The 13,801-nt window shown below is 43.3% G+C and carries 9 protein-coding genes; all 9 read left to right on the forward strand.

Annotated elements, in window-relative coordinates:
• Positions 1 to 8 precede the first annotated feature (8 nt).
• The 9 genes from rplL (at position 9) to tuf (ending at position 13,435) form a co-directional block, all read left to right on the forward strand.
• Entirely contained in the window at positions 9 to 368 is a 360-nt protein-coding gene (gene rplL, locus BVI01S_RS17415) for a 50S ribosomal protein L7/L12 (protein WP_034766003.1), read from the forward strand.
• Positions 369 to 490: 122 nt separating this feature from the next.
• A complete protein-coding gene (locus tag BVI01S_RS17420; RefSeq protein ID WP_061811079.1) occupies positions 491 to 1,099 on the forward strand; it encodes a class I SAM-dependent methyltransferase in 609 nt (202 codons plus the stop codon).
• A gap of 232 nt (positions 1,100 to 1,331) precedes the next feature.
• Positions 1,332 to 4,889 carry a DNA-directed RNA polymerase subunit beta gene (rpoB, locus tag BVI01S_RS17425; protein WP_034766001.1) on the forward strand — a complete coding sequence of 1,186 codons (3,558 nt, stop codon included), beginning with the start codon at positions 1,332 to 1,334 and terminating at the stop codon, positions 4,887 to 4,889.
• A 51-nt stretch (positions 4,890 to 4,940) separates the two neighbouring features.
• Positions 4,941 to 8,540 carry a DNA-directed RNA polymerase subunit beta' gene (gene rpoC, locus BVI01S_RS17430; RefSeq protein ID WP_061811080.1) on the forward strand — a complete coding sequence of 1,200 codons (3,600 nt, stop codon included), beginning with the start codon at positions 4,941 to 4,943 and terminating at the stop codon, positions 8,538 to 8,540.
• Between the two features lie 160 nt (positions 8,541 to 8,700).
• The gene (locus tag BVI01S_RS17435; protein ID WP_061811081.1) at positions 8,701 to 8,949 is read left to right on the forward strand and encodes a 50S ribosomal protein L7ae-like protein; all 249 of its coding nucleotides are present in this window, start codon (positions 8,701 to 8,703) and stop codon (positions 8,947 to 8,949) included.
• Between the two features lie 99 nt (positions 8,950 to 9,048).
• Entirely contained in the window at positions 9,049 to 9,471 is a 423-nt protein-coding gene (rpsL, locus tag BVI01S_RS17440) for a 30S ribosomal protein S12 (RefSeq protein ID WP_034765995.1), read from the forward strand.
• A gap of 44 nt (positions 9,472 to 9,515) precedes the next feature.
• On the forward strand, positions 9,516 to 9,986 hold the full coding sequence (rpsG, locus tag BVI01S_RS17445) for a 30S ribosomal protein S7 (protein WP_034765993.1): 471 nt from the start codon (positions 9,516 to 9,518) through the stop codon (positions 9,984 to 9,986).
• 51 nt (positions 9,987 to 10,037) lie between these two features.
• Positions 10,038 to 12,116, forward strand: coding sequence for an elongation factor G (gene fusA, locus BVI01S_RS17450; protein ID WP_034765991.1), 2,079 nt, complete (start codon positions 10,038 to 10,040; stop codon positions 12,114 to 12,116).
• Between the two features lie 128 nt (positions 12,117 to 12,244).
• Complete coding sequence (gene tuf, locus BVI01S_RS17455) at positions 12,245 to 13,435, forward strand: elongation factor Tu (RefSeq protein ID WP_034765989.1); 1,191 nt, start codon at positions 12,245 to 12,247, stop codon at positions 13,433 to 13,435.
• Positions 13,436 to 13,801: the final 366 nt, after the last annotated feature.

Below are 13,801 nucleotides of genomic sequence, written 5' to 3' on the forward strand. Positions count from 1 at the left end.
AATTTAAAATGAGTAAAGAGCAAATCATTGACGCGATTAAAGAAATGTCAGTTCTTGAACTAAATGATCTAGTTAAAGCAATCGAAGAAGAATTCGGAGTAACTGCTGCTGCACCTGTAGCTGCTGCTGCTGGTGGCGCTGACGCTGCTGCAGAACAAACTGAATTCGACGTAATCCTTGAGAGCGCTGGTTCTCAAAAAATCAAGGTTATCAAAGTTGTTCGTGAAATCACAGGTCTTGGCCTTAAAGAAGCGAAAGAAATGGTTGATAACACTCCTAAAGCTCTTAAAGAAGGTATTTCTAAAGAGGAAGCTGAAGAACTTAAAGCTAAACTTGAAGAAGTTGGAGCTGGCGTAGAAGTTAAGTAATGATTGTATAGATGAAAAGCTCGCTATATTTGGCGGGCTTTTTTCTTGTCTGGTATCTATCTTTGCCCGATTTTGGAAAAGATGGTTACCGGGCGGATCTATCAATGGATGGAGATGATATAATGACCAATCACTATTATTCCCGTAACCCCGATGTGGAAAGTAACCCGGGTATGATTGCCTTTGAATTAAGGGGACAGACATTCCGTTTTAAGACAGACCAGGGCGTCTTCTCGAAAAAGGAAGTGGACTTCGGTTCAAGAGCCTTGATTGAATCGTTTGAATTACCTGATGTAAAGGGACCGATACTTGATGTTGGCTGCGGTTATGGCCCGGTCGGATTATCCTTAGCCAAAGACTTTGGTGATCGGATGGTCCACATGATCGATGTAAACGAGAGGGCTCTATCTTTAGCGAAAGAAAATGCTGGAGTAAATAAAGTTCAAAACGTTAAAGTCTATCAAAGTGACCGGTATACGAATGTCGTTGAAAAGGGATTTGCCGCTATTTTAACGAACCCTCCGATACGAGCAGGGAAAGAAACGGTTCATTCGATTCTTGAGAGTAGTTACGAACATCTGACGGAACGAGGAGAATTATGGGTCGTTATTCAGAAGAAGCAAGGTGCTCCCTCTGCGATGGAGAAAATGGAAAAAATCTTTTCGAATGTAGAAATCGTCATCAGAAAAAAGGGATACTACATCTTGAAATCGGTAAAAGAAATCCGTTGACGTAGCTTAACTGCTATGATAACATTATAAAATGCAAAAATATTATTTTCCGGTATTATGTCCATATGTATACATGTTGGATAAATTGGAAAAGATTATAAAATAATAGTTCGTCATATGAAAATGAGGTTTTATCATTAAAACCCTTTTTCTTTTTGTCTTGTGTAGAGTAGTAATCCTACTTTAAGGCATATAGACACAACCAAAACGCTTGATTTGAGGGGTGAATCAGTTGACAGGTCAACTAGTTCAGTATGGACGACACCGCCAACGCAGAAGTTTTGCGCGTATCAGTGAAGTTTTAGAATTACCGAATTTAATCGAAATTCAAACTTCCTCGTATCAATGGTTTCTTGATGAGGGGTTAAGAGAAATGTTCCGTGACATTTCTCCGATTGAGGACTTCACTGGTAATCTCTCTTTGGAATTTATTGATTATAGTCTGGGAGAGCCAAAGTACTCGGTGGAAGAATCAAAGGAAAGAGATGTTACTTACTCTGCACCGCTTAGAGTAAAAGTCCGTCTTGTGAACAAGGAAACAGGAGAAGTAAAAGATCAAGACGTATTTATGGGTGATTTCCCATTAATGACAGACACAGGTACGTTTGTCATCAATGGTGCTGAGCGCGTCATCGTATCTCAGCTAGTGCGTTCACCTAGTGTTTACTTTAGCGGAAAAGTAGATAAGAACGGAAAGAAAGGGTTTACTGCTACCGTTATACCAAACCGCGGAGCTTGGCTTGAGTATGAAACAGATGCAAAAGATGTTGTATATGTGCGAATTGATCGAACTCGCAAACTACCGGTAACGGTTCTTTTACGTGCCCTTGGGTTTGGCTCTGATCAAGAAATCATCGATTTGATCGGTGATAATGAGTACATTCGTAACACGCTCGAGAAAGACAACACGGAAGGTATCGACAAGGCATTGCTCGAGATTTATGAGCGTCTGCGTCCGGGAGAGCCTCCTACAGTAGAAAATGCTAAAAGTTTACTCGTTTCTCGTTTCTTTGATCCTAAGCGTTATGACTTAGCAAACGTTGGACGTTACAAAATGAACAAAAAGCTTCACATTAAGAATCGTTTATTCGGTCAAACTCTAGCAGAAACTCTAGCAGATCCGGAAACGGGCGAGATTCTGGCAGAGAAAGGCACGGTTCTTGACCGTCGCGCCCTGGATAAGGTCATCCCTTATTTAGAAAACGGCATTGGTTTCAAAAACTACCAACAGTCCGGCGGCGTATTAGAAGAAGACGTAGTTCTTCAATCTATCAAAATCTATTCTCCTAACGAAGAAGGAGATTTTGAAATCAACGTAATCAGCAACGCGTATGTTGAAGAAGAGGTTAAGTACATTACACCTGCTGATATCATCTCTTCCATTTCTTACTTCTTTAACTTATTACATGGAGTAGGGCTGACAGATGATATTGACCATTTAGGTAACCGTCGTTTACGTTCGGTTGGTGAATTGCTACAGAACCAATTCCGTATCGGTTTATCACGTATGGAGCGTGTGGTCCGTGAAAGAATGTCCATTCAGGACACGAACACGATCACGCCTCAACAACTGATCAACATCCGTCCTGTTATTGCATCCATTAAAGAGTTCTTTGGAAGCTCTCAATTGTCTCAATTCATGGATCAAACGAATCCTCTTGCAGAATTAACGCACAAACGCCGTCTTTCTGCTTTAGGGCCCGGTGGATTAACACGTGAACGTGCTGGATTCGAAGTACGTGACGTCCATTATTCCCACTATGGCCGTATGTGTCCGATTGAAACTCCTGAGGGTCCGAACATCGGACTGATCAACTCACTTTCCTCATTTGCGAAGGTGAATAAATTCGGCTTTATCGAAACGCCGTATCGTCGTGTCGACCCCGATACCGGGAAAGTAACCGATCGCATCGATTACTTGACGGCAGACGAAGAAGATAACTATGTAGTGGCACAGGCGAACGCACGTCTTGGAGACGACGGTGCATTCCTTGATGAAGAAGTCATCTCCCGTTTCCGCGGTGAGAACACGGTCATTAAGCGTGAACGTCTCGACTACATGGATGTATCTCCTAAACAAGTAGTATCAGCTGCGACAGCATGTATTCCATTCTTAGAGAACGATGACTCCAACCGTGCTCTAATGGGAGCGAACATGCAGCGTCAAGCAGTACCTTTAATGAATCCGGAATCACCGATCGTCGGAACAGGTATGGAACACGTATCTGCGAAAGACTCCGGTGCAGCTGTGATCTGTAAATACGAAGGTATTGTGGAGAAGGTTGAAGCGAAACAAGTTTGGGTGCGTCGTGTGAAAGAAATCGACGGTCAGGAAGTAAAAGGTGACCTCGATAAATATCGTATGCAGAAATTCATCCGTTCTAACCAGGGTACATGTTACAACCAGCGTCCGATCGTAAGTGAAGGTGACCGTGTAGTAAAAGGAGAAATCCTTGCTGATGGTCCTTCCATGGAGAAAGGTGAACTCGCCTTGGGACGTAACGTCATGGTTGGATTCATGACTTGGGACGGTTACAACTATGAAGATGCGATCATCATGAGTGAGCGTCTTGTAAAAGACGATGTCTATACTTCTATTCATATTGAAGAATATGAGTCAGAATCCCGTGATACGAAGTTGGGACCTGAAGAAATCACTCGTGATATTCCTAACGTTGGTGAAGATGCACTTCGCAATCTTGATGAGCGTGGAATCATCCGTATCGGTGCTGAAGTAAAAGATGGCGACCTGCTTGTTGGTAAAGTAACGCCTAAAGGTGTAACGGAACTGACAGCTGAAGAGCGTCTATTACATGCAATCTTCGGTGAGAAGGCCCGTGAAGTCCGGGATACATCCCTTCGCGTACCACACGGTGGCGGCGGAATCATCCTTGATGTAAAAGTCTTCAACCGTGAAGATGGCGATGAATTACCTCCAGGTGTGAACCAGCTTGTACGTGTATACATCGTTCAGAAACGTAAGATCTCTGAAGGTGACAAAATGGCTGGTCGTCACGGTAACAAAGGTGTTATCTCAAGAATCCTTCCTGAAGAAGACATGCCGTTCTTACCAGACGGCACACCAATCGATATCATGCTTAACCCACTAGGGGTACCATCACGTATGAATATCGGTCAGGTGCTGGAGCTTCACCTGGGAATGGCAGCAAGATACCTCGGCATTCATGTCGCTTCACCAGTATTTGATGGAGCACGTGAGGAAGATGTGTGGGCAACAATTGAAGAAGCAGGTATGGCACGCGATGCCAAAACCGTTCTTTACGATGGTAGAACGGGTGAACCGTTTGATAACCGTGTATCAGTTGGAATCATGTATATGATCAAACTTGCTCACATGGTTGATGACAAACTTCACGCACGTTCAACCGGACCTTATTCACTTGTTACGCAACAGCCACTCGGTGGTAAAGCCCAATTCGGTGGACAGCGTTTCGGTGAGATGGAGGTATGGGCACTTGAAGCTTATGGTGCTGCTTACACTCTACAAGAAATTCTTACAGTTAAGTCCGATGACGTTGTGGGACGTGTGAAAACATACGAAGCCATCGTCAAGGGTGAAAACGTTCCTGAACCTGGTGTTCCGGAATCATTCAAAGTTCTGATCAAAGAGCTTCAAAGTTTAGGTATGGATGTTAAGATCCTCTCTAGTAACGAAGAAGAAATCGAAATGCGGGACTTAGAGGACGAAGAAGAAGTACAACAAGCAGACACGCTAAATATCTCTGAATCTAATGCACAAGAATCCGAGACAGTAGGGTCTAAAGAATAAATTTAGAGCAATTAGGGTTAGAGCCTGTAGATTAAAAGGGAGGTAGGCCCCTTGCTAGATGTAAATAATTTTGAGTATATGAAAATTGGTTTAGCTTCCCCCGATAAGATCCGTTCGTGGTCTTTCGGGGAAGTTAAAAAGCCCGAGACGATTAACTATCGTACGTTAAAACCAGAAAAAGATGGTTTGTTCTGTGAACGTATTTTCGGTCCTACGAAGGACTGGGAATGTCACTGTGGTAAATACAAGCGTGTCCGTTATAAAGGCGTCGTTTGTGACCGCTGTGGTGTCGAAGTAACAAAGGCTAAAGTTCGTCGTGAACGTATGGGTCACATTGAACTTGCCGCACCTGTTTCTCACATCTGGTACTTCAAAGGAATCCCAAGCCGTATGGGTCTTGTTTTAGACATGTCCCCGCGTGCTTTGGAAGAAGTCATCTATTTCGCTTCCTATGTTGTAACGGAACCAGGTGACACGGCTCTTGAAAGAAAACAACTTCTTTCTGAAAAAGAATACCGTGCATACCGTGAGAAGTACGGAGTGAAATTCCAAGCTGCAATGGGAGCGGAAGCCATTAAAAAGCTTCTGCAGGATATTGACCTGGATAAAGAAGCTGATTTCTTGAAAGAAGAACTGAAAACAGCTCAAGGTCAGCGCCGTACCCGTGCAATCAAACGATTGGAAGTAGTGGAATCTTTCAGAAACTCAGGGAATGATCCGGACTGGATGATCCTTGATGTTCTTCCTGTCATTCCTCCAGAGCTTCGCCCGATGGTTCAACTTGACGGTGGACGCTTTGCGACTTCTGACCTGAATGATTTATACCGTCGTGTTATTAACCGTAATAACCGTCTTAAGCGTTTATTGGACCTTGGTGCCCCAAGCATCATCGTTCAAAATGAGAAGCGTATGCTACAAGAAGCGGTTGATGCTTTAATTGATAATGGTCGTCGCGGCCGTCCAGTTACTGGACCGGGTAACCGTCCGTTAAAATCCCTTTCACACATGCTTAAAGGGAAGCAAGGTCGTTTCCGTCAGAACCTTCTTGGTAAACGTGTTGACTACTCCGGCCGTTCTGTAATCGTTGTTGGACCTAACCTTAAGATGTATCAATGTGGTCTTCCTAAGGAAATGGCTCTTGAGTTATTCAAACCATTCGTTATGAAAGAACTCGTTGAAAAAGGATTGGCTCACAACATCAAGAGTGCCAAGCGCAAGATTGAACGCGTCCAGCCGGAAGTATGGGATGTACTAGAAGGCGTCATCAAAGAACATCCGGTACTGTTAAACCGTGCACCTACACTTCACAGACTTGGTATTCAAGCATTTGAACCAACGCTTGTCGAAGGTAGAGCGATCCGTCTTCACCCACTTGTATGTACAGCATACAACGCGGATTTTGATGGTGACCAAATGGCGGTTCACGTACCACTATCTTCTGAAGCTCAAGCTGAAGCGCGCATGCTCATGCTTGCTGCCCAAAACATCCTAAATCCGAAAGACGGTAAACCTGTTGTTACACCGTCCCAGGATATGGTATTAGGTAACTATTACCTGACACTTGAACGTGAAAATGCTGTTGGTGAAGGTATGATCTTCAATGATGCGAATGAAGTCATCCTTGCATATCAAAATGGTTATGTACACTTGCATACCCGTATTGCGATCCATGCAAGCACCATTAACAACAAAACGTTCACCGAGAAGCAAAACAAACAATTATTATTAACAACGGTAGGTAAAGTAATCTTCAACGAGATCTTACCTGATACATTCCCGTTCATCAACGAACCAACAAGAACGAACTTGGAAGTTGCGACTCCTGAGAACTACTTTGTTGATCCGTCAACGAACGTAAAGGAAGTATTCCAAAGCCGTGAGTTAATCAATCCGTTCAAAAAAGGTTTCTTAGGGAATATCATCGCGGAAGTGTTCAAGAAGTTCGCCATCACGGAAACGTCTCGTATGCTTGATAAGATGAAGGACCTTGGATTCAAATATTCTACAAAAGCCGGTATTACGGTTGGTATCGCAGATATCGTCGTACTAGCGGAAAAAGAAGAAATTTTGATCGAAGCGCAAAGTAAAGTAGACAACGTATTGAAACAATTCAAACGCGGTCTCATTACAGAAGATGAAAGATACGATCGTGTCATTTCCATCTGGAGTGCTGCGAAAGATACGATTCAAGGTAAGTTAATGGCAACATTGGATAAACGCAATCCGATCTTCATGATGAGTGACTCAGGTGCCCGTGGTAACGCATCTAACTTCACTCAGCTTGCCGGTATGCGTGGACTGATGGCCAACCCGGCTGGTCGTATCATCGAGTTACCGATCAAATCAAGTTTCCGTGAAGGTCTGACGGTTCTTGAGTACTTCATCTCTACCCATGGTGCCCGTAAAGGTCTTGCCGATACAGCACTGAAAACAGCTGACTCAGGTTACCTGACGCGTCGTCTGGTTGACGTTGCACAGGACGTTATCGTTCGTGAGGAAGACTGTGGAACGGACAGAGGCTTACTTGTAGGCTCCATTAAAGAGGGTACGGAAATCATCGAACCTCTTGAAGAACGTTTACTCGGTCGTTATTCACGTAAGACATTACGTCACCCTGAAACAGATGAAATCATCATTACAGAAAACCAGCTGATCACAGAAGACTTGGCTAAGACGATCATTGACGCTGGCGTCGAACATGTTTCGATCCGTTCTGCCTTCACATGTAACACACGACACGGTGTGTGTGAAAAATGTTACGGAACGAACCTTGCCACAGGTCAAAAAGTCGAAGTCGGGGAAGCTGTCGGTATCATCGCTGCTCAATCCATCGGGGAACCGGGTACTCAGTTAACGATGCGTACGTTCCATACAGGTGGGGTAGCAGGAGACGATATCACTCAAGGTTTACCGCGTATCCAAGAGATCTTCGAGGCGCGTAACCCTAAAGGTCAAGCTGTCATCTCTGAAATCGATGGTGTGATCACTTCAATCAGTGAAGGAAAAGATCGTCAGTACGAAATTACCGTACAAGGTGATGTGGAAACGAGAAGTTACACAGCTCCTTACACAGCGCGCTTGAAGTTCGCTGTAAACGATAAGGTCGCACGAGGTCAGGAAATCACTGAAGGTTCTATCGATCCGAAAGAACTTCTTAAAGTCCGTGATGTGTCTGCCGTTCAAGAATACTTGCTACGCGAAGTACAAAAGGTATATCGTATGCAAGGGGTTGAAATCGGCGACAAACACGTTGAGGTCATGGTCCGTCAAATGTTACGTAAAGTCCGCGTCATCGATGCTGGTGAATCTGAAGTACTACCAGGTACTCTTATGGATATCCACCAATTCAGAGATGCGAACGAGAAAGCATTGTTCGGCGGTAAGCTTCCGGCAACAGGACGCCCTGTTCTGCTCGGGATCACCAAAGCTTCACTTGAAACAGATTCCTTCTTATCCGCAGCATCATTCCAGGAAACAACTCGTGTGTTAACGGACGCTGCGATCAAAGGAAAACGTGATGAGTTACTAGGATTGAAAGAAAATGTTATCATCGGTAAGCTGGTTCCAGCAGGAACAGGTATGCAACGTTACCGTAAAGCAGAACCGGTTTTAGCAGAAGACACTAGTGAAGAAACAGTAACAGTAGAGTAATCTATTTAGGCTAACTCTTAGGCGGGTTTGATTGCTCAAACAACAGCTCTAAGAGTTAGCTTTTATAAATCTTTTAAATCTTTGTTGACATAGAGAATTTAAGATGATAATATATTCAAGGTTGCTCCTATTAATAACCTGTTACTTTGGAGGATATGAAATGTCTTATGAAAAAGTAGCGCAGGCTAAAGAAATTATTGTAGGAACAAAGCAAGCAGTGAAAGCTCTAAAAACAGGTCAAGTACTCGAAGTTGTAATTGCGGAGGATGCTGATCCCAAGGTTACATCAAAAGTAGTCCAGGCCGCGATTGATCTTAATGTACCGGTTAACAAAGTGGATTCGATGAAGAAACTTGGTAAATCGTGCGGAATAGATGTTGGAGCAGCAGCTGTTGCGATTATACAGTAAAATAGTTTTTGTAGAAGCGATCTACAAAAACTTTACTTTTACCCAAAAAAGAACCACCTGGATGTGTGGGCTTACCAAATAAGAAGGGAGGAAAACAAAATGCCAACTATTAACCAATTAGTTCGCAAGCCTCGTCAGTCAAAATCAACTAAATCAAAGTCACCAGCTCTTAACAAAGGTTATAACAGCTTTAAGAAGGTGCACACGAACTTGTCTTCTCCACAAAAACGTGGTGTATGTACTCGTGTTGGTACAATGACTCCAAAGAAACCGAACTCGGCGCTACGTAAATATGCACGTGTTCGTTTGACAAATGGAATCGAGGTTACTGCTTACATCCCTGGTATCGGACACAACCTTCAAGAGCACAGTGTTGTTCTTATCCGTGGAGGACGTGTAAAGGATTTACCGGGAGTACGTTATCACATCGTACGTGGTGCGCTTGATACAGCTGGAGTTGACGGCCGTATGCAAGGACGTTCTAAATACGGAACTAAGCGCCCTAAAGCAGCTAAAAAATAATAAAACAACTATAAATTCATTTCTCGTTGAAAGGAGGAAATCACATGCCACGTAAAGGTCCTGTAGCAAAAAGAGACGTTTTACCTGATCCAATGTACAATTCTAAACTAGTTACTCGTTTAATCAACAAAATCATGATTGACGGTAAAAGAGGTAAAGCTCAAAAGAAATTATACGCAGCGTTTGATATCATTAGCGAGCGTTCAGGTAAAGATGCAATGGAAGTATTCGATGCAGCTCTAAAAAATATCATGCCGGTATTAGAAGTTAAAGCTCGTCGTGTAGGTGGTTCAAACTATCAAGTACCTGTAGAGGTGCGTCCAGAGCGTCGTACTACATTAGGTCTTCGTTGGTTAGTAAACTACTCTCGTCTTCGCGGTGAGAAGACAATGGAAGAGCGTTTAGCTAACGAAATCCTTGATGCAGCTAACAACACTGGAGCTTCTGTCAAGAAGCGTGAAGATACACACAAGATGGCTGAAGCGAACAAAGCGTTTGCTCACTATCGTTGGTAATCTGACCTTAATCAAACAAATCATTCTTATATAAGGAAGGAGAAAGACCGCATGCCTAGAGAGTTCTCCTTAGAAAACACTCGTAATATCGGTATCATGGCTCACATCGATGCCGGTAAAACAACTGCAACTGAGCGTATCCTATTTTATACAGGTCGTATCCATAAAATTGGAGAAACTCACGAAGGTGCTTCTCAAATGGACTGGATGGAGCAAGAGCAAGAACGTGGTATCACTATCACTTCTGCTGCGACAACAGCTCAATGGAAAGGCCATCGTATCAACATCATCGATACACCGGGTCACGTAGACTTCACTGTTGAAGTTGAACGTTCCCTGCGTGTACTTGATGGTGCAGTAGCAGTACTTGATGCTCAATCTGGTGTTGAGCCTCAAACTGAAACTGTTTGGCGCCAAGCAACTACTTACGGGGTTCCCCGTGTAGTGTTCGTTAACAAAATGGACAAAATCGGTGCTGACTTCCTTTACTCTGTAGGTACACTACATGAGCGTCTACAAGCTAATGCACATCCTATTCAGCTTCCAATCGGTGCTGAGGATGACTTCGAAGGAATCATCGACTTAGTAGAAATGAAAGCATATTTCTATGAAGATGACCTTGGAACTCGCGCAGAAGCTCGTGACATTCCTGAAGAGTACAAAGATCAAGCTGAAGAATACCGCGGAAAATTAATTGAAGCTGTATCTGAACTTGATGAAGAGCTTATGATGAAGTACTTAGAAGGTGAAGAGCTTTCTAACGAAGAAATCAAAGCTGCTATCCGTGCGGCTACACTAACTGTCGAGTTCTACCCGGTAGTATGTGGATCTGCATTCAAAAACAAAGGGGTTCAATTACTAATTGACTCAGTTATCGATTATCTTCCAGCACCAACAGATGTTGAAGATATCAAAGGTTTTGTACCTGATACAGAAGAAGAAGTAACTCGTCCATCTGCTGACGATGCTCCATTCTCTGCATTAGCGTTCAAAGTTGCAACTGACCCTTATGTTGGTAAATTAACATTCTTCCGTGTGTACTCAGGAACATTAGATTCTGGTTCATACGTAAGAAACTCTTCTAAAGGTAAACGTGAGCGCGTAGGACGTATCCTGCAAATGCACGCTAACTCCCGTGAAGAGATCTCTACTGTATACGCTGGAGACATTGCAGCAGCTGTTGGTCTTAAAGATACTTCTACTGGAGATACACTATGTGATGAAAAGAGCCTTGTTATCTTAGAATCAATGGTATTCCCAGAGCCGGTTATCTCTCTATCTGTTGAGCCTAAGTCAAAGGCTGACCAAGATAAAATGACTACTGCTCTACAAAAACTTCAAGAGGAAGATCCAACATTCCGTGCGCATACTGATCAGGAAACTGGACAGGTTATCATCGCAGGTATGGGTGAGCTTCACTTAGATATCATCGTTGACCGTATGAGACGTGAGTTCAAAGTAGAAGCAAACGTAGGTGCTCCTCAAGTATCTTACCGTGAGACTTTCCGTGATACGGCTAAAGTTGAAGGTAAGTTCGCCCGTCAATCTGGTGGACGTGGACAATTCGGACACGTTTGGATCGAATTCTCACCTAACGAAGAAGGTAAAGGATTCGAATTCGAGAACGGTATCGTCGGTGGTGTAGTTCCTCGTGAATACATCCCTGCTGTACAAGCCGGTCTATCTGACGCTTTAGAAAATGGTGTCTTAGCTGGTTTCCCACTTGTTGATGTTAAGGCAAGATTATTCGATGGTTCATACCATGACGTCGACTCCTCTGAGATGGCGTTCAAAATCGCTGCATCAATGGCCCTTAAGAATGCTGCTTCTAAATGTAAGCCAGTCATCCTTGAGCCAATGATGAAAGTTGAGGTTGTTATCCCTGAGGAATACCTTGGAGATATCATGGGTGACGTTACTTCCCGTCGTGGACGCGTAGAAGGTATGGAAGCACGCGGTAACGCTCAAGTCGTTAAAGCATTCGTACCTCTATCTGAAATGTTTGGATATGCAACTTCATTACGTTCTAACACACAAGGACGTGGAACATACTCCATGCACTTCGATCACTACGAAGAAGTACCTAAGTCGATTTCTGAAGAAATCATCAAAAAAAATAAAGGTGAATAATTGATTTATTCGCTTTTATAAAGTATAAATACTAATGTAAGCAATTGTTGTGTCAGAGAGGGTTTTTAACCGTCTCTGAGGCACCCAAAATATACTTATTTTCTTTAAAATCAAAGGAGGATTTTCAAATGGGTAAGGAAAAATTTGATCGTTCCAAGCAACATGCGAATATCGGTACAATCGGTCACGTTGACCATGGTAAAACAACTCTAACAGCTGCAATCACAACTACACTTCACAAGAAGTATGGTCGTGGAACTGCAATGGCTTATGACCAAATCGACGGTGCTCCAGAAGAAAGAGAACGTGGAATCACAATCTCAACTGCACACGTTGAGTACGAAACTGATACTCGTCACTATGCACACGTTGACTGCCCAGGACATGCTGACTATGTTAAGAACATGATCACTGGTGCAGCACAAATGGATGGTGGGATCCTAGTAGTATCTGCTGCTGACGGCCCAATGCCACAAACTCGTGAGCACATCCTTCTTTCTCGTCAAGTAGGTGTTCCATACCTAGTTGTATTCATGAACAAATGTGACATGGTAGACGACGAAGAACTACTTGAATTAGTAGAAATGGAAGTTCGTGACCTTCTTTCTGAGTACGATTTCCCTGGCGATGACGTACCAGTAATCAAAGGTTCTGCTCTTAAAGCTCTTGAAGGAGATGCTGAGTGGGAAGCGAAAATCTTCGAACTTATGGAAGCTGTAGATAGCTACATCCCAACTCCAGAGCGTGACACTGACAAGCCATTCATGATGCCTGTTGAGGACGTATTCTCAATCACAGGTCGTGGAACAGTTGCTACTGGTCGTGTTGAGCGTGGACAAGTTAAAGTTGGAGACACTATCGACATCATCGGTCTTTCTGAAGAGCCTAAATCTACAACTGTAACAGGTGTAGAAATGTTCCGTAAGCTTCTTGACTATGCTGAAGCTGGAGATAACATCGGTGCACTACTTCGTGGTGTAGCTCGTGAAGATATCCAACGTGGACAAGTACTTGCTAAGCCAGGTACAATCACTCCACACACAAAGTTCAAAGCAGAAGTTTATGTTCTTTCTAAAGAAGAAGGTGGACGTCACACTCCATTCTTCACTAACTACCGCCCACAGTTCTACTTCCGTACAACTGACGTAACTGGTATCTGTAACCTTCCTGAAGGTGTAGAAATGGTTATGCCTGGCGATAACATCGAAATGACTGTTGAGCTTATCGCTCCAATCGCTATCGAAGAAGGTACTAAGTTCTCTATCCGTGAGGGTGGACGTACTGTAGGTGCTGGAGTAGTAGCTACAATCACTGAGTAATCATTGATATTAAAAACAGATGGACTACGTGTCCATCTGTTTTTTTGTGCGCATTTATTGTGAGTTGGAAGATAATGACTTGGACATAGAGATTTGGACTGGTTCTATAAGTGCAAAAATATATCACTTTTGTACGCCGCTGTTGATTTCCGTGCAAGACTCCGCTTTCCTCGGGCGAAAGGCGAGCCTCCTCGTCGCTATCGCTGAGGCCACTGATAATATACCGATTATTTGATTTGTAAAAGTCAAGTCCTTTATATTGTGTAAATTCCATACTTGTCTTTCTTAACTGTAAATTGAATATAGGTATTCCATTCAACATTTTTTTGCGAAACTTCCATAATTAATTTATTCATAGCCAGGGCA

This window comes from Rossellomorea vietnamensis NBRC 101237 (assembly GCF_001591825.1).
Lineage (GTDB): Bacteria > Bacillota > Bacilli > Bacillales > Bacillaceae_B > Rossellomorea > Rossellomorea vietnamensis.

Bases quoted from the DNA above. Each gene is read 5' to 3' on its own strand.
- rpsL (WP_034765995.1), top strand. From the start codon at position 9,049: ATGCCAACTATTAACCAATTAGTTCGCAAGCCTCGTCAGTCAAAATCA.
- BVI01S_RS17420 (WP_061811079.1), top strand. From the start codon at position 491: ATGACCAATCACTATTATTCCCGTAACCCCGATGTGGAAAGTAACCCG.
- rpsG (WP_034765993.1), top strand. From the start codon at position 9,516: ATGCCACGTAAAGGTCCTGTAGCAAAAAGAGACGTTTTACCTGATCCA.
- BVI01S_RS17435 (WP_061811081.1), top strand. From the start codon at position 8,701: ATGTCTTATGAAAAAGTAGCGCAGGCTAAAGAAATTATTGTAGGAACA.
- fusA (WP_034765991.1), top strand. From the start codon at position 10,038: ATGCCTAGAGAGTTCTCCTTAGAAAACACTCGTAATATCGGTATCATG.
- tuf (WP_034765989.1), top strand. From the start codon at position 12,245: ATGGGTAAGGAAAAATTTGATCGTTCCAAGCAACATGCGAATATCGGT.
- rplL (WP_034766003.1), top strand. From the start codon at position 9: ATGAGTAAAGAGCAAATCATTGACGCGATTAAAGAAATGTCAGTTCTT.